Source organism: Vallitalea guaymasensis (assembly GCF_018141425.1).
In the GTDB taxonomy this organism is placed as follows: Bacteria; Bacillota; Clostridia; order Lachnospirales; family Vallitaleaceae; genus Vallitalea; species Vallitalea guaymasensis.
On record NZ_CP058561.1, the window covers coordinates 3,556,746 to 3,577,699 of the forward strand.

The following is a 20,954-nucleotide window of genomic DNA, read 5'->3' on the forward strand; positions in this document are numbered from 1 at the left end:
ACAACAATAACATATTAGTAATGGAGGAATAATAATGGAGAACTGGTTAGAACAAGCGATTAAAAGGGCTTTAAATAAAATTAGCAACACAAGTGATCGTATTAGAGATACATTTCCTCACGTATCACATGAAGGTAAGTATGATGCTACAGAGCCTAGTTGGTGGACGTCAGGGTTTTGGTCAGGAATACTTTGGTTGGCTTATAACGAGACAAAAAATGAAAAATTTAAGACCTTTGCTATTAGCTGCGAAGAAAAATTGGATGAACCATTAAATAATTATTTTACTCTTCATCATGATGTAGGATTTATGTGGCTACCCTCTGCAGTAGCTCGTTATAAGTATGATGGAAATGTAAAATCATTAAGAAGGGGACTTATAGCTGCCTCACATCTTGCTGGAAGGTTTAACTTAAACGGTAATTTTATAAGAGCATGGAATAATAATGTACAAGAAGACTGTACAGGATGGGCAATCATAGATTGTTTGATGAATCTGCCATTATTGTATTGGGCATCAGAATATGAGAAGGACCCTCGTTTTAAAGCCATTGCCATTGCTCATACAGATACTGTTCTAAAAGAATTCATTAGAGAAGACGGTTCTGTGAGACATATAGTCTGCTTTGATCCAGAAAAGGGAAACGTAGTCAAAGTATTAGGGGGACAGGGTTATTCTCCAGATTCAGCTTGGGCAAGAGGTGCAGCATGGTGTATCTATGGAATGGCTTTAGCCTATAAATATGTAGGTGATAAGAAATATTTAGACGCAGCAAAAAAAGTATCCAACTTCTTTATTAATAATTTAAGAGAGGATTATATGGCTGTGTGGGATTTTAGAGCTTCCAAGGAGACTAGCTATGCAATGGATAGTTCAGCAGTAGCTTGTGCAGCAAGTGGAATATTAGAAATAGCAAGATTTTGTGAAGAAGATCGTGACTATTACATAGAAATAGCATTAAAAATGCTAAAATCTTTAGGGGATAACTATGGTTCATGGGAAGATGAACAAGAAGGGTTGATAACCTTAGGTACAGTCCATTTACCAGCAAATAAGAATATCAATGTTCCAATTATATATGGAGATTACTATTATTTGGAAGGATTATTAAAATTAGAAGGAAAATATGATTTAATATGGTAATATGAAATCAAAAGACTAATTCACGGAGATGAGATAATGGAATCAAATAAGAAAAAAGCTGTAATTTTTAGTTATGATGATGGCGTAACAAATGATAGAAGACTGGTAGAGCTTTTTAACAAATATAATCTAAAAGGAACATTTCATTTGAATTCTGGAAAATTAGATACAGAAGGACATTTGAATAGTGCAGAGATTAAAACATTATTTCAAGGGCATGAAGTTTCGGCTCATTCTTTAACACATCCATGGTTAACAAAGTTGACTAAAGAACAGATATTTGAAGAGATGAATACTGATAAAACAAATCTCGAAGCGTTAATCGATTATGAGGTTAAAGGTATGTCCTATCCATATGGTGCCTATGACGATAAAACACTTGAGGTACTTAATGAATTAGGTATTCAATATGGTAGAACAACAAGGTCAACGTTGGATTTTACAATTCCAAAAGACTTCTTGAAATTACATCCTACTTGTCATCATAGTAGATTAGGTCAAGTAATAGATCAATTCCTTGAGGATGAGAAGGCTCAACTACTCTATGTATGGGGACACAGTTATGAATTCGATACTGAAGAATCATGGGAGCAACTAGAGAAATTATTGAAAAAACTATCAAGAGATGATATTTGGTCAACAACAAATATTGAATTTGTAAGTTATATACTCAACAATACATTCTAAACATGACAACTCACAATTTGTGGGTTGTTATTTCTATATTACCCTTGTTTGGTTTGCATTTTTCTACGTTATTATCATTAAAAGAATATTACTAAAAAAGAGATATTGCTAAAAAGTTGAATAATGTAAAGATTAGTGGTAAAATATTGAGGACCTATAAATTAGATTAAATCATAAAATATAAATTAAATTCCAATAATACTATTAGGAGGTGCAATATGGGTAAGCTATGTAGAAAATATATAACTATATCTGGGATTTTATTAATATATGCAATATGTCTACCATCAGCATTTATTTCTCATGCTCAGATAATTCAAGTACAAAATAATTCCACTATGCCCATACGTGCCAATGGTCAATGGAATCTAGAACAGGTTCTTAATGGAACTGTATTCAAAGAATTAGAGAATACCATAGATAATAGGTTAAACAAAAAAGATAAGTTTAAAAGAATATATAGTTTGATACAGAATTATCTAAATAATAAAATTGAGAATTCAAGGTTAATGTGTACCAAAGAATATACAAATACCTATAAACCTGTTTTACTAGATAATAACAATAAAAGTAATATAATTACAGAAGATACCAATTATGGGTTAAATCAGATACCATTAACTTTCTACACTGATAGTAATAGTACTCTAGAAGAATATTTTAGGGTTAACTATAAATTAAATAATAATGGAAAATACATTGAATATAAGGTAATCTTAAGTAAAATGAATATAAAACAATCTTCCACTGAAAATACAATTTGAAAAAACTAAAAGTGAAAGGTGATAAGAAATGAAAAAATTATTTGAAAAAGTATTTGGAACACATAGTGATAAAGAGATAAAAAGGATAATACCATTAGTAGATAAAATAGAAGCTTTAGAACCAGAAATGGAAAAATTAACTGATGACCAGTTAAAAAGTAAAACCAATGAATTTAGAGAAAGATTAAAAAAAGGTGAAACATTAGACGATATATTAATTGAAGCCTATGCTGTTGTTAGAGAAGCTTCAAAGCGTACAGTAGACATAAGACCTTATAGAGTCCAATTGATCGGAGCTATAATACTACATCAAGGTAGAATAGCTGAGATGAAAACTGGAGAAGGTAAAACATATGTAGCTCCTTTTGCAGCATACTTGAATGCTTTAGAAGGAAAAGGGGTACATGTAGTTACTGTCAACGATTACTTAGCTAAACGTGATGCTGAAAACATTGGTAGAATACATGAATTTCTTGGATTAACAGTAGGTGTTATAGTTAATGGAATAGATAATGAAGAAAGAAGAGAAGCATATAACTGTGATATTACATACGGTACCAATAATGAGTTTGGATTTGACTACCTTAGAGATAACATGGTTATATATAAAAAAGAAATGGTACAGAGAGATTTGAACTTTGTTGTTATTGATGAGGTCGACTCTGTATTAATTGACGAGGCAAGAACACCATTGATTATATCTGGTAACAGCAGTAAATCAACTCATTTATATCAACAGGCAGATATAATAGCTAGAAGATTACAAAAAGGTAAGGTAATAGGAGAAATATCCAAGATGAGTGCCTTACTTAATGAAGAGATTCAAGAAGAAGGAGATTTTGTAGTTGATGAAAAAGCAAAATCAGTATCTTTAACAGCTGATGGTATCAAAAAAGTTGAACAATTCTTCCAAGTAGATAACTTAGCGGACCCAGAAAATATGGAAATACAACACCATGTTATATTAGCGTTAAAAGCACATAATACTATGTATAAAGATAAAGACTATGTTATAAAAGAAGAAGAAATAATTATTGTAGATGAATTCACTGGACGTTTAATGCCAGGAAGAAGATATTCTAATGGATTGCATCAAGCAATTGAAGCAAAAGAAAGTGTTAGAGTAAGAAGAGAAAGTAAAACTCTTGCAACTATAACTTTCCAGAATTATTTCAACAAATACGATAAAAAATCTGGTATGACAGGTACAGCGTTAACTGAAGAAGAAGAATTCAGAGAAATATATGGTATGGACGTAATAGCTATACCAACTAATAAACCAATAGTAAGAAAAGACCAACCAGACCAAGTTTATAAATCACATCGTGAAAAGGTAAATGCTGTCATCGATGATATTGCAGAATGTTATGATAGAGGACAACCAGTATTGGTCGGTACTATAACAATAGAATCATCAGAAGAATTAAGTAAGATGCTTAGAAAAAAAGGAGTCGTACACAAAGTACTTAATGCAAAATATCATGAGAGAGAAGCTGAGATTGTAGCAATGGCAGGTCAAAAAGGTGCTATTACCATAGCAACCAATATGGCTGGTCGTGGTACTGATATTAAATTAGGTGAAGGTGTTATTGAAACTGGTGGACTCAAAATAATTGGTACAGAACGTCATGAATCCAGACGTATAGATAATCAGTTAAGAGGTCGTTCAGGACGTCAAGGTGATCCTGGTGAATCTAAGTTCTATATCTCATTAGATGATGACTTGATGCGTCTATTTGGTTCAGAGAGAATGAAAAATACAGTTACAAGATTAGGGCTACCTGAAGGAGAACCAATCGCAGCAGGTATCTTATCAAACGCAATAGAGAATGCTCAGAAAAAAGTTGAAGGAAATAACTTCTCCATAAGAAAGCACTTACTTGATTATGACCAAGTAATGAATGAGCAAAGAGAGATTATATATGGTGAAAGAAAGAAAGTTCTTCAAGGGGACAACATGAGAGATTTCATCATGAGTATGATAAAAGAAGTTATTGGCAGATTTGTTGATACTCATGCAGGAGAAGAGCAAGAATTTGATGAGTGGGATATACCAGGACTCATGGAGTCTTTGAATGAGATTATACCTATAAGATCAATTCATACAACAGAAGAAGAAAGAGAATCCTTGACTAAGGACAAATTCACAGAAAAATTATATGAAATCGCAGCTAAACTATATGAAGATAAAGAAAGCGAATTTGACGAAGAAGAATTCATGCGTGAAGCTGAACGTGTTATCCTATTAAAAGCTATAGATCAAAAATGGATGGATCACATTGATAACATGGACCAAATGCGTCAAGGTATAGGACTTAGAGCTTATGGTCAAAGAGATCCTTTAGTAGAATATAAATTCCTTGGATTTGATATGTTTGAAGAAATGTCCAATAATATACAGGAAGCTACACTTAGAGCTCTATATCGTATAAGACCAGCAAGAAAAATAGAGAGAGAAAGAGTAGCCAAGGTTACATCAACAAACAGAGGCGAACAACAAGCGGCTAAGCAGCCTGTAAGAAGAAAAGAAAGAAAAGTAGGAAGAAACGAGTTATGCCCATGCGGTAGCGGTAAAAAATATAAATACTGTTGTGGTAGAAATCAATAGCCATGATGGAAGATTGAATGGTAAAAAAATAATAGAGGTGATAAAATGCTAGAGCTTGAACAAAGCAAATTAGAACTCCAAGCATACAAAAAGAAATTAGATGAAATGAGTGTTTCACTTTGACTTGGTCAATGTAAAGAATAAGATAGAAGAACTAGATGCCAAGGTTGCATCAGAAGAATTCTGGAACGATGCTGAGAATTCAGGAAAAGTATTAAAGGAAATAAAGCAGTTAAAAGATAAAGTGGACAACTACAACAATCTTGTACAAGAATATGAAGATATTGAAACTCTCATTGAAATGGGAATAGAAGAAAATGACGACGAAATCATCAAAGAGGTTTCATCATCGTTAAAGGAATTCATTAATGATTATGAAGAACTTAGAACCAGAACACTTTTATCTGGAGAATATGATGGTAATAATGCCATAATATCTTTACATGCTGGTGCTGGTGGAACAGAATCTTGCGACTGGGTAAGTATGTTGCTTAGAATGTATACCAGATGGGCAGATGATAAAGGTTACAAAATAGAAACACTGGACTATCTGGATGGTGAAGAAGCAGGAGTTAAATCTGTAACTATTCAAATAAATGGAGAAAATGCCTATGGTTATCTAAAATCAGAAAAAGGAGTTCATCGTTTAGTAAGAATATCTCCTTTTGATTCATCAGGTAGAAGACACACATCATTTGCATCAATGGATGTGTTACCAGAGATAGATGATGATATTGATTTGGAAATAAACGATGAAGACATTAAGATAGATACTTATCGTGCAAGTGGAGCAGGTGGACAACATATTAACAAAACAGATTCAGCTGTTAGAATAACTCATATACCTACAGGTGTAGTTGTTCAATGTCAAAATGAACGTTCACAACATAAGAACAAAGATAGAGCTATGAAGATGTTAAAAGCCAAGTTATATGAAATAAGACGACAAGAACAAATGGCTAAAATGGAAGGAATAAGAGGGGAAGTCAAAGAAATAGGTTGGGGCAGCCAAATACGTTCCTATGTGATGCATCCATACAGTATGGTAAAGGATCATAGAACTAATGCAGAAACTGGTAATGTACAGAGTGTAATGGACGGAAAGATTGATCTATTCATTAATGCTTATCTACAATGGTTAGCCCTCTAATCAGGATTCTATAATTAGATGCTAAAAAATTACAAAAGGAGTGAAGAATATGTCTACAATGCAACAGGTTATATTTAAGCTTGATAAAGAAGAATATGGTTTGGATATAATGAAGGTCATAACAATTGAGAAATATCAAGAAGTTGTCAAAACACCAAATACTCCAGAGTATATAACAGGTATCATTAACCTTAGGGGTAGCGTATTACCGGTATACAGCTTAAGAAAGAAATTTCATCTAAAAGAAAAAGAACCAGATGAAAATACGAAAATTATCGTAACAGTGACTAATGGTATGAAAATAGGATTTATTGTTGATTCCGTACAGGAAATACTGAATATCGAAGATAAAAATATTGAGGAAGCTCCAAAAATTGTAACAGGAATCAATAGGAAATACATTAAAAGTATAGCTAAGATGGAAGAGCGAATGGTTATCCTAATAGATATAGACTTGATTATATCAGAAGAAGAACAATTAGAACTAGGAAAAGTATCTAAGGAACAAGAATAATTATACATACTTGAGGTTAATCCAATAAATTAATTTTTTAACTGAATTAAAATTAATAACTAATAGAAACTTGTGTTTATCAAAGCACAAGTTTTTTGTTTTCTAAATATATGAAACTACTATGGAACATATGAAATACTAGAATTTTCATTTGCAATAATCAAAATTCCTGACTTATTTTATACATATCCCTTGTATTTTTATTAAATTAGTGGTATAATCTCCGTAATAAAAACAAATGTTTTTAATAGAAAAACAACGAAGGTGATGAAATGCCTGATACAGCAAGTTATTATATTATTAAGAGAAAAGCTTTACCAGAAGTATTCTTGAAGGTAGTTCAAGCTAAAAAGCTTTTGGAAAAAGAAAAAGCAATAACGATACAAGAAGCAGTAGATTCTGTTGGAATAAGTCGTAGTTCGTTCTATAAATACAAAGACACAATATTTCCTTTCTACGATAATTCAAGAGGAAGGGCTATAACTGTTGCTCTTGGTCTTGATGACGAACCAGGACTACTATCATGCATATTAAATATTATTGCCCAGTACAAGGCAAATATACTGACAATACATCAAACAATACCTATTAACGGTGTGGCCAACATAACATTAAGTATGGAAATACTTCCAACATCTGGTGATATACAAGAAATGATTATGTCATTAGAAAGTCATGAAGGAATACATCAAGTAAAAATATTAGCTAGGGAGTGATATAAATGGTAGATGTTGCAATATTAGGATACGGTACAGTTGGTTCAGGAGTAGTAGAAGTACTTACAACCAATAAAGACAGTATCAATAAAAGAGCAGGAAAGAAGATTAACCTCAAATACGTACTAGACTTAAGAGATTTCCCAGGATCACCAATAGAGGATATACTAACAAAAAATTATGAAGATATTCTCAATGATCCAAGTGTTAAGGTAATTGCTGAAGTTATGGGTGGTGTAGAGCCTGCATATACTTTTGTAAAAAAAGCCTTATTAAGCGGCAAAAGTGTTGTTACTTCGAATAAAGAGTTAGTGGCACGTCATGGAGCAGAACTACTTAAAATAGCAAGAGACAAAAACATTAATTTCCTATTTGAAGCTAGTGTAGGTGGTGGAATACCTATTATAAGACCACTTAATCAATCATTGACTGCTGACGAAATATATGAAATCACTGGAATATTAAATGGTACAACTAACTTCATTCTAAGTAAAATGGCAGATGAAGGACTGGATTTTGAGACTGTATTAAAAGAAGCGCAAGATAAAGGTTATGCAGAGCGAAATCCAGAAGCAGATGTTGAAGGGTTCGATGCTTGTAGAAAGATAGCTATACTTTCTTCACTTGCTTTTGGTATGCAAGTTGATTTTGAAGACATATACACAGAAGGTATAACAAAGATATCAGATATTGATATGAAATATGCTAAGCAATTAGGTTACGATATAAAATTATTGGCTACAAGTAAGAAAAAAGATGAAAAAGTATACGCTATGGTTTCACCGATGATGATTGGAAAAGACCATCCATTATCAAATGTCAATGGAGTATTTAATGCCATATTTGTTAAAGGAAATGTTATCGGAGACGTTATGTTCTATGGTAAAGGTGCAGGTAAATTACCTACAGCAAGTGCAGTTGTAGCAGACATTGTTGATGCTGTAAAACATCTTGAAAGAAATATAGTTTCATTCTGGAGTACTAAGAAGATGGAATTAATGAGTGTGGATAATGTTTTATCAAGATGCTTTATTAGATTAGAACCTAAAAGTATAGATATGGTACATAATCAGATAAAAGAGATATTTGGTGATGTACAGTATGTAAAAATCGATGACAAAGTTGATGAGATAGCATTTATTACTGATGCCTTCAAAGAAGGAATATTGAAAGAGAAGATTAATGACCTTGATACTAAAAACATAGCATCAAAAGTATTAAGCGTAATAAGGATAGACAAATAATAAATACTTATAATGAACATATCTACCGCCTGACAGCGAAGGGATGATAATATATGAAATATGTTTTAATATTAGGAGACGGTATGGCTGATGAACCTGTAAAACAATTAGGTGACAAAACACCTTTACAGGTAGCTGATAAAGAAAATATCGACTCATTAGCTAGAATTGGAGAAGTTGGATTAGTAAAAACTATTCCAGATGGATTAGCACCAGGAAGTGATACTGCCAATCTATCAGTATTAGGATATGATCCTCAGAAATACTATACTGGAAGATCACCACTAGAAGCTCTAAGTATTGGAGCTGATATGGAAAGTAATGATGTTAGCTTTAGATGTAATCTAGTCACATTAAGTGAAGATGGTTCATATGAAGATAAAACTATAATTGATCATAGTTCCGATGAAATCACAACTGAGGAAGCAGATGAATTAATAAAATATCTAGAAAAGTACTTAGGAAATGATACAATCAAATTCTATACAGGAACTAGTTATAGACATGCTATAATATGGCACAAAGGTAGTATAGATGTGAATCTTACACCACCTCATGATATATTAGAAAAAAATATAAAAAAGTATTTGCCAAAAGGCACTAATTCAGATAAAATAAAACAAATGATGGTGTTGAGTAATGAATTACTTAAGAATCATCCTATTAACATAAGAAGAAAAGAAAAAGGATTAAGACCTGCCAACTCCATATGGATCTGGGGGGAAGGGACAAAACCAACATTAAAATCCTTTAGGGATAAATACAATAAAAAAGGTGCTATGATATCAGCTGTTGACCTATTAAAAGGAATAGCTATAGCAGCCGAAATGAAAAATATTGAAGTTGAAGGCGTTACTGGTAACATTAATACCAATTTTGAAGGTAAGGCAAAAGCTGCAATTGATGCTTTAAAATCTGGTCAAGACTTTGTATATGTACATATGGAAGCACCAGATGAATGTGGACATAGAGGGGAAATCGATAATAAAGTAAAATCAATTGAACTTATAGATTCCAAAGTGGTCAAATACATAAAAGAGGAACTTGATAAACTTGAAGAAGACTATAAGATAATGATACTACCTGACCACCCTACACCTCTAGCCATTAGAACACATACAAATAAGGCAGTTCCTTATTTAATATATGATAGTTCTAGAAAAATTGAATCTAATGTAAAATATGATGAAGAATCATGTAAAACTACGGGAAATGTATTTATGAAAGGCTATGAGCTAATGGACTATTTCTTAAAATAAATACATATACTAATTAGATACCTAAAGAGGAGGAAACAACTTGTTAATAGTAAAGAAATTTGGCGGTAGTTCTGTAGCAAATAAAGAAAGAGTCTATAATGTTGCAGAAAGAATATTAGAAGATTATAAAGAAGGTCATGATGTCGTTGTAGTTTTATCAGCACAAGGAGATACTACAGACGAATTGATAGCAAAAGCAAAAGAAATTAATCCAAATCCTTCAAGAAGAGAAATGGATATGATTCTTACAACAGGTGAACAACAATCTGTAGCACTAATGTCTATGGCATTACAGAATTTAGGATACCCAGCAATATCATTAAATGCTTATCAAGTAAAGATGCATACAACATCAGTTTATAGTAATGCAAGACTCAAAAGAATAGATGCTGAAAGAATAAACTCAGAACTTGAAAGAAAAAATATTGTACTTGTGACAGGATTCCAAGGTATCAACAAATATGATGACATAACTACATTAGGTAGAGGTGGATCAGACACAACAGCAGTGGCAATAGCAGCTGAACTTAATGCTGATAAATGTGAAATATATACAGATGTAGATGGAGTTTATACTGCTGATCCTAGAGTTGTCAAAGACGCAGTTAAATTAAATGAGATTACCTATGATGAGATGTTAGAATTAGCTTCACTTGGTGCAAAAGTTCTTCATAACCGTTCAGTAGAACTTGCCAAGAAATATGGAGTAGAATTAGTTGTACGCTCAAGTTTGACAAAAGCTGAAGGAACCATTGTTAGGGAGGAATGTAAAATGGAAAAAATGTTAGTTAGCGGCGTTGCTGCGGATAAGAATGTTGCTAGAGTTGCTGCAATTGGAATTAAAGATGAACCAGGAAAAGCGTTCTCACTATTTTCTCTACTTGCAAAACATAATATCAACGTTGATATTATCTTACAATCAATCGGAAGAAACAATACAAAAGATATATCATTCACAGTACCTAGAGATGCATTAGAAGACACTAAAAAAATTCTCCAAGATAATCTTTCAAGAATATCTGCTGAAAGAATAGAATATGATGATTCAGTATCAAAAGTATCTATTGTAGGTGCAGGTATGGCTTCTAACCCTGGAGTAGCAGCAGTAATGTTTGAAAGCCTGTATGATGCTGATATTAATATAAAGATGATATCGACTTCTGAGATTAAGATTTCAGTACTTATCAATGAAAAAGATACTGATAGTGCTGTAAATGCAATACATGAAGGTTTCAAAGACAGATTCTAAGAACTGATCACTTATAATAATTACGATATTTATATAAGAAAGTTGCTCTTAATAATAAGGGTAACTTTCTTTTTTATAATAATATCCTTGTCCTGTAAGTATCATTAATATATAATATTTAATAGAGTTTACAGTAAAGGAGCTAGTAGGTTATGGATATATTAAAAGTACTAGAAAAGGAATTGGATATCAAGGCTTGGCAAGTTGAAGCGACAGTCAAGTTGATTGATGAAGGCAATACTATTCCTTTTATTGCAAGATACCGTAAGGAAATGACAGGATCTCTGAGTGATGAGATATTACGTGAATTTAACGACCGTCTCACGTACCTAAGGAATTTGGAAGCTAAGAAAGAACAAGTTATCACTAGTATTGAAGAGCAGGGAAAATTAACTGCTGAACTTAAAAAGTCTATACTATCAGCCAAGACATTAGTAGAAGTTGATGACCTCTATAGACCATATAGACCAAAAAGAAGGACAAGAGCCACTATAGCTAAAGAAAAAGGATTAGAACCATTAGCTATTAAGATATGGATGCAGAATCTAAAATCACCTGTAGAAGTTATCGCTAAAGAATATATAAATGAAGAAAAAGATGTAAAAACTACTGAAGATGCAATAAATGGAGCAAAAGATATACTTGCTGAAATGATATCCGATGAAGCAGATTTCAGAAAAGAAATCAGAAGAAGAACTTTTACAAAAGGTAAATTAGTTGTAAAAGCAAAAGATAAAACAGCTGAATCAGTTTATGAAATGTATTATGAATATGATGAAGAGATCAAGAAAATAGCTCCTCATAGAATATTAGCAATAAATAGAGGAGAAAAAGAAAAGATATTAGTTGTTAAGATAGAAGCACCTATACAAGAAATTGAAAGTTATCTTAAAAATAAAGTCATTAGAGATTCTAATATATATACAACTCCAGTACTGGAAGATGTTATTTCTGACAGTTACAAAAGATTGATTTCACCAGCTATTGAGAGAGAAATAAGATCTGACTTGACAGAAAATGCTGAAGAAGGAGCAATAAAAGTATTTGGTAAGAATTTAGATCAATTACTTATGCAACCACCTATTGTAGGAAAAGTAGTACTTGCTCTAGACCCAGCTTTTAGGACTGGATGTAAAATAGCAGTAATAGATGGGATAGGTAAAGTATTAGATACAACAGTGGTCTACCCAACACCACCACAAAATAAAATAAAAGAAGCTAAAATTAAGTTAAAGGCATTAATTGAAAAACATGATGTAGATATTATAGCTATTGGAAATGGTACTGCATCAAGAGAATCAGAACTATTTGTTGCAGAAATGTTAAAAGAAATAGATAAAAACATTCATTATATAATCGTTAATGAAGCTGGAGCATCAGTATATTCAGCGTCCAAACTTGGCACGGAAGAATTTCCGCAATTTGATGTTGCATTAAGAAGTGCAGTATCCATAGGAAGAAGATTACAGGATCCATTAGCTGAATTAGTTAAGATTGATCCAAAATCTATAGGTGTAGGACAATATCAACATGACATGAACCAAAAAAGATTAGGTGAAACATTGACTGGTGTAGTTGAAGACAGTGTTAACAAAGTAGGAGTAGACCTGAATACTGCATCACCATCCTTATTACAATATATTTCAGGCATAAGTAAAACAATAGCAAAAAATATTGTGAGCTATAGGGAAACAGAAGGTAGATTCACTAATCGTAAACAATTGTTGAAAGTGGCAAAATTAGGTCCAAAAGCATATGAGCAATGTGCAGGATTCTTAAGGATAGTAGGTGGAGATAATCCACTTGATAACACAGGTGTTCACCCTGAATCATATACTGCCAGTAAACAGTTGATAAATGAAATCGGTAATACAATTGAAGACTTGAACAGTAATAAGATTAATGGAATCAATAGTAAAATCAATAATGTTGAAGGCATGGCTGATAAGTTGGGAGTAGGAGTACCCACATTAAGAGATATCATCAAGGAATTAGAAAAACCTGGACGTGACCCTAGAGAAGAAATGCCAAAGCCAATACTAAGAACTGATGTATTAGAAATGGAAGATCTACAAGAAGGCATGGTCTTAAAAGGGACAGTCAGGAATGTTATTGATTTTGGAGCATTTGTTGATATCGGAGTTCACCAAGACGGATTAGTGCATATATCTGAAATGGCAGATAAATATATTAAACACCCTCTAGAAGTTGTAGCTGTAGGTGATATAATTAATGTGAGAGTAATGAATGTTGATCTGAAAAAGAAAAGAATTGCACTATCAATGAAGCTATAAAATTATTAGATAAGATTTAATCATAGTTCAAAGGGGCTGTTGAATAATAACTATTCCGACGGTCCCTTTATAGAATTGATAAAACTTTTTTGGATAAGTAAATAAGTACGTTTTAATGCTTAGATGGTGATATACCATAATACTTTTTATATTGTTTTGAAAAAATGTAAGGATCAGAGTAACCAGTCATAAAAGTAATTTCTTTAATAGAGTATTTTGTTTCAGACAGCAGATAATGAGCATAACTTAATCGTGTTTGAAGCTGATAGGCTTTTGGTGAAATACTATAATGTTGGTGGAATAATGTCCTCAGGTGTCTTTCTGATAATCCAACCTTATTGGCTATTTCAGGAATAGATATATTTCTATTTTTATTAAGTTCTATAAGATTTCTAGCCTGCTCAACCCTTTTATCTGTTTTTTTGAAGTTAGAGGGGTATTGGTACTGTTTTAAAAGTGTATAGAGAATTTTAGATATAAAAGTATGTGCAAGTATACTTCTCAAATTATTTTTCTCAGTATAATTAATTTTATGATAGAAGTCTAAAAATTTTTCTTCATAAATATTTATAAGATTTATGTCTGTATTAATAGATAAGTAGAAGGGTTCATCTACTTTTATCTGATTGCCAGATTTATTACAATAAAACCCAAAACGCATTGGAAGTATATTTAATGGATTATCTATACTTATTTCAGCTTTATGAATACAATTATTACTCACAAAGGCAATTACACCTCTCTTTAACTCAATTACTTCATCATGAAAACAATACCTACCCTCACCACTTCTAACAAAAAGAAGATGCTGATCATGATTATCCTGGAATTCTTGCTTCCATTTCGGAGGGGTAAGAACATTAAAAGAACCATGAAGTTTAATATGATTTGTTTCAGGTATGGTTGAAAGTATATTGCTTAGATGAGTAATTGTTATATTAGAATTCTTAGCCGATTTTGACATGTTTATCACCCTTTTTGCTATTGTTGGTGTATATTCATATGTTGTAAAATTATTATAGCATAAGTAACTTGATTAAGAAATCTATTTTATAAACTGAAAGGAGAATGTTAAATGAAGGTAATTATGGTTATGTTTGATTCACTGAATAGAAGAATGCTTGAACCTTATGGCTGTGGATGGGTTCAAACACCTAATTTTACTAGATTAGCCGAAAAAACTGTTGCTTTTGATAATTGTTATGTAGGTAGTATGCCTTGTATGCCTGCAAGAAGAGAACTTCATACAGGACGATATAATTTTTTACATAGAAGCTGGGGTCCAATAGAACCGTTTGATGACAGTATGCCTGAAATATTGAAAAATAATGGAGTCTATACCCATTTGAGTACTGACCATTATCATTACTTTGAAGATGGTGGAGCAACTTATCATATGAGATATAATAGTTTTGAATTTTCAAGGGGTCAAGAAAATGATGGTTGGAAAGGGCATGTAAAGGGGGTAGAAATACCAGATACTGTAAATAACACTGGTAGACTACATAACTATTGGGCAGGAAGAAAACATATTAAAAATGAAGAAGAACATTATCAAGCTATAACCTTCAAAAATGGGCTTGAATTTTTAGAAGAAAATCATATGGAAGATAATTGGTTTTTACATTTAGAAACTTTTGACCCTCATGAGCCATACTTTGCTGCTGAGAGATTTAGAGACTTATATAAGCATGATTATAATGGAAAACATTTTGATTGGCCTCCTTATCGTAGAGTAGAAGAAAGTGAAGAGGAGGTACAGCATATTAGATATGAAAGTGCAGCTCTTCATAGTATGTGCGATCATTATTTGGGTAAAATTATTGATTTTATGGATGGTAAAAATATGTGGGATGATACCATGCTTATTGTCAATACTGACCATGGATTTTTATTAGGCGAACATGGTTGTTGGGCGAAGTGTTGGGCACCATTTTATGATGAAGTAGCTCATACACCATTATTTATATGGGATCCCCGTAGTAGGAAGAAAAATTGTAGAAATAATAATATAGTACAGACAATTGACCTAGCACCTACAATATTAGATTTCTTTAATCTTGATATACCAGAAGACATGCAGGGGAAACCTTTAAAAAATACTATAGAAAAAGATGAACCAATAAGAGAAACTGCTTTATTCGGGTTGTTTGGTGGACATGTAAACTGTACGGATGGACGTTTTGTATATATGCGAGGACCTGCTAAAGATGTTAATGAACCATTATATGAGTATACTTTAATGCCAACTCGACATGGTGGAGGAAGAGCTTTTATTGATAAAAGCGAGCTAGAGACTATTGAACTAGCTGAACCATTTTCATTCACAAAAGAATTAAAAGTTATGAAGATGGATGCAAATGCCATAAATGAAGTATTACAAAACAGAAGACAATTGGAATTCGGTACAATGTTATTTGACTTAGAGTCTGATCCTAATCAAGAACGCCCAATAAAAAATGATAAAATAGAACAGAAAATGATAAACAGTATGATAAAGATGATGCAAGAGAATGATGCACCAAAAGAACAATTTGATAGATTAGGTTATAACATGTAAATTTTATCAACAATAAAAGACAGTAGAACCATGGATATTTTATTGTTGATAAAATTCTTATTAACGGTATTTATATATATATATCAAGCTAAAAAATAACAGTTTTATTTCTTCCTGAATTTTTAGCTTGATATAGAGCTTTATCTGCATTATTTAATAAATTGCTGATGCAATCACTGTCACACTTTGAATTCTCTAACATGGACATACCAATACTAATAGTAATTCTTATAGTATATCCTCCAATTTTTAGAGTTAGATCCTCAACCTTTTTCCTGATTTTCTCAGCAATCTTAAATGCTTCATCTCGATTGTAACCTGTCAAGATGATAGCAAACTCTTCGCCACCGATTCTGCCAAATAGATCTTTTTCTCCAAGTACACTAGTACAGGTTTTTACAAGTTCCTTTAATACTTCATCACCGATGCTATGTCCATAGGTATCATTGACTTTTTTGAAATAGTCAATATCCAGCATGAGTAGTGATACAAGCTCTCTGGTTAATCTTGCATAAGCTATAAAACCTTCTGAGGTCTTTAGAAAATGCTGACGGTTATATGAACCAGTCAGATAATCGGTTGTAGCCATTTTATAGAGGCTGTCCTGTAGCTCTTTCCTCTCAGTTATATCCTCTGCTACACCTACTATTCTAATAATCTTATTATCTTTGTTTTTTACAGGAAAAGCTCTAGAATAAATCCATCTAATACTATTATCAGGTTTAATGATTCTATATTCTAGTTGAGATATGCTGCCAAATTCAGTCAATTTGTTGAAAGAAGCTTTTACATTTACCAAATCAGCTGGATGGACAGAAGCATAGAAATTTTTAATGCCATTTTTATAATCCCATTTTTGACCAAAAATATGCTCGAAAGCGGAACTGATATAAATCATATCCTCGGTATTAATATTTTTTACCCAAAAGATTTCATTGATATTTTCCAGTAGTTGTTGGAAATTAGTTTCAACTTCCATAAGTTGTTTCTGTATTTGTAATTTATCCGTTATGTCATGCCCTGAACTTAATGTACCGATAATATTTCCGCATTCATCTTTTAAAATAGAATTAGACCACATAACAATACGTTTTTCGCCAGATTTAGTTAATAGAGGTTGATTATATATTTCCTGATTTTCTCTAATAAATCCTTTCATTAAATTATTGAATATACTTTTTATCTTGGACCGGATGTTGGTTGGTAAGGCTATATCAAACCAATTCTTTCCAATCAAGTAATTACTATCATTGGCTAACAGGGCTCCTAAAGATTTGTTGACGAAATTAATATTTCCTGTATTATCAAGAGCAACAAAATAATTAGAAGAAGCATTTATATATTTTTTGAACTGTTCGGATTCTAATAATTTTTTATCATATGTAAAATCAGTAATACATCTTATTGTTACAAAAGTAAAGGTATCATTATTATCCCTATGATTACTGATTGAAATTTCTGCTTCAAATTCTGTTAAATTACTTTTGACACATACAAAATTAAATGTTCTATTACAATTATTATCAATTGAATTAAGTATCTTATGAAATTCAACAACAGATGATAGTCCATTTGGTTGATTATTAGGGAATAAAATAAAATTAAATTGATCTATAATATCTTCTCTGGATTTATAGTTAAAAAGATTTACCATCCTATCATTACAATCTATTATTTTTTTATCTTTTATAATCATGAATGCATTATTGTTATTATGAAAAAAATTCAAATAAAGATTTGGATTATTTATCATAGGCTATGCAGTCCTTTCAGTATATTCTAAAGTAATAAGTAGCAAATTTATCAACTACATATTCAAAATATAATTATCTTTAAATTGTGTATATATATTATATCGTACATAATTATATTTAACAATTAATATACATAAATTTTATGATATAAGCATAAATTTAATATTGTTAATGAGCAGATTAAATATATTTAATTAAAACATTAATAAAATTAATAAATATATTAAAAATATCAAAATATATATTGACAAAATTAATTTGATATTATATATTATTAATATAAGATAATCGATTATTATAAATGAGGTGAAATAAATGAAATATAAAGCACCAGGGAAATGTCCAGTTTGTGGTGAGAAATTAGAAATAACAAAATTAAATTGTCCAAAGTGTTCTACATCGATTGAAGGAGAATTCATACCATGCAGGTTCTGTAGATTACCAAAAGATGAACTTGAATTTATTAATACATTTATTATGTGCAGAGGTAACATTAAAGATGTGGAAAAAGAATTAGGGATATCATATCCTACTGTTAGAAGTAAGTTGGATTCTGTAATAAAATCTTTAGGATTAGAGGATGAAAGTAAAAAAAGAAGTGAAAGAAGAGAAGCTATTTCTCATAAGAGGGATTCACTAAACGAGTTAAAAGAATTAAAACAACAAATATTAGATAAGCTGGCTAATGGAGAATTAACTACGAAAGAAGCTATGGATAAAATAAAGAATTTAAAGATCTAGATAATTAGGTAGAAAACAGGGTTATAAAAATATTATTAGAGAAAGGATTGTTAGTATGAGTGAAGAAAAGAAAATTCTTGAAATGATTGAAAAAGGCCAGATTACTGCTGAAGAAGGTATGGAGTTATTACAAGCGTTAAGAGATGTAGACATAGAGCAGGAAGAAGTTTTAATTGAAGAATATAAACCACCTGTTCAAAAAAGGGAATTCAAATTTTTACGAATAAAAGTAACAACGGAAAAAGGTGAAACAAAAGTCAATGTGAATATACCAATAAAACTAATTAAAGCTATAGGTGGAATATTACCACAAGCTAATAATTTAATCCCAGAGGATGTAAAAAGCCAAATGAACCAAAAGGGTATAAATCTAGGGTCTATAGATCTTAATAAAATAATAAATGCCTTGGAATCAGGTGAATTAGAAGATACGGTATTGGTGGATGTAGAAACTTATGATGAAGAAGATGGGAAAACTCAGGTAAAAATATATGTGGAATAGAGCTAGGCTGCTTAAGATAAACATCAAATCAAAAAAAACAAAAATAGTTATACCTGTACCGTTATTCATATTTTATCAGTTATTGGATTGTACTATGGACCTGTTAGCAATTATTGCTTTTTTTACTCCAAGTATCAATATTAAAATAAGAAGCAGCAAATATAACTTAAAAGAAATTTTAAAAACTGTATATAAGATATTAGAATCACTAAAAGAAGTTAAATATTGTAAACCCTTTGATTTTGTTGATATCAAGACAAAAGAAGATATAGTTAAAATAAGTTTGAAATAAAAAGGAGTGTGGTATTATGTTAAATACTAATTTATATTACTACAATGTATTTGGTAATATACAGCCTAATAGAAGTATTAAAGATTATAAAGAGATGTTACTTAGAGAACAATTCATTAGATTAAACAAAAATACTAATGTAAAATATAGAAATAAGTCTAAAACTAATATTTAAAAAGGAGAATAACAATGAATAGAATATGCTATAAATATATACTATATGTGCTAGTATTCATTATGAGTCCATATGTCTTTCAAGGGGTAAGTCTTGAACATCCATCGACAGCACTTATAGCAGCACTGGTTTTTGTTTTGGTAAATACTTTAATAAAGCCATTATTATTACTTGTTACACTGCCTATCAATATAATAAGTTTTGGATTATTCAGTTTAGTCATTAATACTTGGATGATAATGTTGATGGATAAGATGGTAGGTGGGATAAATATATCAGGATTTTGGTTATCTGCGTTAATTGCATTAATCATAACTTTATTGAATGAAGTGCTACTTGATGAAAAAAGAACAAAAAGAAGATATAGGAAAAGTTGAATTATATTGTAAGTAAGCCAGAAAAACAATAACCTTATTGACAATTATATAATAATAAAATATAATATAGATGGTAGTAAGAAACATAATAACAATAAAACTTAATATTAAAATTCTTCAGGGCAGGGTGTAATTCCCGACCGGCGGTTATAGTCCGCGAGCCTAACGGCTGACTTGGTGTAATTCCAAGACCGACAGTATAGTCTGGATGAGAGAAGAGATTAAATTTATTATTTATAATAATAACACCTTGAAGATATCTTTCAAAGGTGTTTTTTTATTTATTTAATCATGGTCCAGAAGATTTTTATGGAAGGAGAAAATTAAATGGAAAAAATAAGTAAGTTTCATATCCATGGAACAAATAGTGGAAAAGCAGAAAGATTCAATACCATGTATCTAGTAAAAATTGCTTTATTATCTGCAATAGCATACATCATATTTTTATTTGAATTCCCGCTGCCTTATTTTCCACCTTTCCTAGAAATTGATTTTAGTGATACGGTAGCAATTTTGGGTGGAATAATATTAGGACCTATGGCAGCTGTCATAATTCAATTCATTAAGAATCTACTTAGATTGTTGCTTATGAATTCAGGTACAGGTGGAATAGGTGAATTGGCTAATTTATTAGTTGGAATAGCTTATGTATTACCATTCTGTCTTATATTCAGACGAAATAATTTAAAAAGATTTATAGGTGGTAGCGTAGCTGCAATCCTCATTATGACAGTTACAGCAGGACTTGTTAATTATTTTATTAATATTCCAGTATATCTAGGCAGTACACCACATGCTGAGAAAATGAATATGATATATTCTTTCTATATTCCTTTTAACCTTGTAAAAGGAGTTATAGTAACCATAGTTAGTTATGCAGCGATTAAGGCATTTAGACAAGTAATAAATAAGCTACAATAATAG

General features: G+C 31.2%; 20 protein-coding genes and 1 riboswitch. Of the genes, 18 read left to right on the top strand and 2 right to left on the bottom strand.

The annotated features are described in order from the left end of the window. Nucleotides 1-34 precede the first annotated feature (34 nt). The 11 genes from HYG85_RS15215 (at nucleotide 35) to HYG85_RS15265 (ending at nucleotide 13,629) form a co-directional block, all read left to right on the top strand. Complete coding sequence (locus tag HYG85_RS15215) at nucleotides 35-1,144, top strand: glycoside hydrolase family 88 protein (RefSeq protein ID WP_212690383.1); 1,110 nt, start codon at nucleotides 35-37, stop codon at nucleotides 1,142-1,144. Nucleotides 1,145-1,180: 36 nt separating this feature from the next. Further along, a complete protein-coding gene (locus tag HYG85_RS15220) occupies nucleotides 1,181-1,831 on the top strand; it encodes a polysaccharide deacetylase family protein (RefSeq protein WP_212690384.1) in 651 nt (216 codons plus the stop codon). 218 nt (nucleotides 1,832-2,049) lie between these two features. Next, nucleotides 2,050-2,595, top strand: a complete 546-nt coding sequence (locus tag HYG85_RS15225; protein ID WP_212690385.1) for a hypothetical protein — start codon at nucleotides 2,050-2,052, stop codon at nucleotides 2,593-2,595. Nucleotides 2,596-2,623: 28 nt separating this feature from the next. Then, complete coding sequence (gene secA, locus HYG85_RS15230; protein ID WP_212690386.1) at nucleotides 2,624-5,203, top strand: preprotein translocase subunit SecA; 2,580 nt, start codon at nucleotides 2,624-2,626, stop codon at nucleotides 5,201-5,203. A gap of 45 nt (nucleotides 5,204-5,248) precedes the next feature. After that, a protein-coding gene (prfB, locus tag HYG85_RS15235) for a peptide chain release factor 2 (RefSeq protein ID WP_113673693.1) occupies nucleotides 5,249-6,353 on the top strand; the annotation gives its coding sequence in 2 pieces (ribosomal slippage) (nucleotides 5,249-5,323 and nucleotides 5,325-6,353; 1,104 coding nt in all). 49 nt (nucleotides 6,354-6,402) lie between these two features. Further along, the gene (locus HYG85_RS15240) at nucleotides 6,403-6,867 is read left to right on the top strand and encodes a chemotaxis protein CheW (protein ID WP_113673694.1); all 465 of its coding nucleotides are present in this window, start codon (nucleotides 6,403-6,405) and stop codon (nucleotides 6,865-6,867) included. A gap of 272 nt (nucleotides 6,868-7,139) precedes the next feature. After that, the gene (locus HYG85_RS15245; protein ID WP_113673695.1) at nucleotides 7,140-7,583 is read left to right on the top strand and encodes an ACT domain-containing protein; all 444 of its coding nucleotides are present in this window, start codon (nucleotides 7,140-7,142) and stop codon (nucleotides 7,581-7,583) included. A 5-nt stretch (nucleotides 7,584-7,588) separates the two neighbouring features. After that, the gene (locus HYG85_RS15250) at nucleotides 7,589-8,827 is read left to right on the top strand and encodes a homoserine dehydrogenase (RefSeq protein WP_212690387.1); all 1,239 of its coding nucleotides are present in this window, start codon (nucleotides 7,589-7,591) and stop codon (nucleotides 8,825-8,827) included. 53 nt (nucleotides 8,828-8,880) lie between these two features. Next, nucleotides 8,881-10,086, top strand: coding sequence for a cofactor-independent phosphoglycerate mutase (locus HYG85_RS15255; protein WP_212690388.1), 1,206 nt, complete (start codon nucleotides 8,881-8,883; stop codon nucleotides 10,084-10,086). Nucleotides 10,087-10,126: 40 nt separating this feature from the next. Further along, complete coding sequence (locus HYG85_RS15260; RefSeq protein WP_113673698.1) at nucleotides 10,127-11,335, top strand: aspartate kinase; 1,209 nt, start codon at nucleotides 10,127-10,129, stop codon at nucleotides 11,333-11,335. Nucleotides 11,336-11,487: 152 nt separating this feature from the next. Beyond that, on the top strand, nucleotides 11,488-13,629 hold the full coding sequence (locus tag HYG85_RS15265) for a Tex family protein (protein ID WP_212690389.1): 2,142 nt from the start codon (nucleotides 11,488-11,490) through the stop codon (nucleotides 13,627-13,629). 112 nt (nucleotides 13,630-13,741) lie between these two features. On the opposite strand, the gene HYG85_RS15270 is transcribed toward HYG85_RS15265, so the two are convergent. Continuing rightward, complete coding sequence (locus HYG85_RS15270) at nucleotides 13,742-14,593, bottom strand: helix-turn-helix transcriptional regulator (RefSeq protein ID WP_212690390.1); 852 nt, start codon at nucleotides 14,591-14,593, stop codon at nucleotides 13,742-13,744. Nucleotides 14,594-14,704: 111 nt separating this feature from the next. Here HYG85_RS15270 and HYG85_RS15275 point away from each other — a divergent pair, with 111 nt between their 5' ends. Beyond that, complete coding sequence (locus HYG85_RS15275) at nucleotides 14,705-16,189, top strand: sulfatase (RefSeq protein WP_212690391.1); 1,485 nt, start codon at nucleotides 14,705-14,707, stop codon at nucleotides 16,187-16,189. Nucleotides 16,190-16,277: 88 nt separating this feature from the next. Here the strand turns inward: HYG85_RS15275 and HYG85_RS15280 are convergent, their stop codons facing one another. Next, nucleotides 16,278-17,942 carry a sensor domain-containing diguanylate cyclase gene (locus HYG85_RS15280; RefSeq protein WP_212690392.1) on the bottom strand — a complete coding sequence of 555 codons (1,665 nt, stop codon included), beginning with the start codon at nucleotides 17,940-17,942 and terminating at the stop codon, nucleotides 16,278-16,280. A 316-nt stretch (nucleotides 17,943-18,258) separates the two neighbouring features. Between HYG85_RS15280 and HYG85_RS15285 the strand changes: the two genes are divergently transcribed. The 6 genes from HYG85_RS15285 to HYG85_RS15310 all read left to right on the top strand — a co-directional run bounded on the left by HYG85_RS15285 (nucleotide 18,259) and on the right by HYG85_RS15310 (nucleotide 20,951). Further along, on the top strand, nucleotides 18,259-18,684 hold the full coding sequence (locus tag HYG85_RS15285) for a DUF2089 domain-containing protein (protein ID WP_113673702.1): 426 nt from the start codon (nucleotides 18,259-18,261) through the stop codon (nucleotides 18,682-18,684). A 55-nt stretch (nucleotides 18,685-18,739) separates the two neighbouring features. Further along, nucleotides 18,740-19,186, top strand: coding sequence for an SHOCT-like domain-containing protein (locus HYG85_RS15290; RefSeq protein WP_212690393.1), 447 nt, complete (start codon nucleotides 18,740-18,742; stop codon nucleotides 19,184-19,186). Continuing rightward, nucleotides 19,176-19,478, top strand: coding sequence for a hypothetical protein (locus HYG85_RS15295; protein WP_212690394.1), 303 nt, complete (start codon nucleotides 19,176-19,178; stop codon nucleotides 19,476-19,478). The genes HYG85_RS15290 and HYG85_RS15295 overlap by 11 nt, the downstream gene beginning before the upstream one ends. Nucleotides 19,479-19,494: 16 nt before the next feature. Beyond that, nucleotides 19,495-19,653, top strand: coding sequence for a hypothetical protein (locus tag HYG85_RS15300; RefSeq protein ID WP_193774560.1), 159 nt, complete (start codon nucleotides 19,495-19,497; stop codon nucleotides 19,651-19,653). 14 nt (nucleotides 19,654-19,667) lie between these two features. Further along, entirely contained in the window at nucleotides 19,668-20,030 is a 363-nt protein-coding gene (locus tag HYG85_RS15305) for a phage holin family protein (protein WP_113673705.1), read from the top strand. 109 nt (nucleotides 20,031-20,139) lie between these two features. Further along, a riboswitch (FMN riboswitch) is annotated at nucleotides 20,140-20,254 on the top strand. 103 nt (nucleotides 20,255-20,357) lie between these two features. After that, nucleotides 20,358-20,951: an ECF transporter S component gene (locus tag HYG85_RS15310; protein WP_212690395.1), complete on the top strand. Its 594-nt coding sequence runs from the start codon at nucleotides 20,358-20,360 to the stop codon at nucleotides 20,949-20,951. The last annotated feature ends 3 nt before the right edge of the window (nucleotides 20,952-20,954 follow it).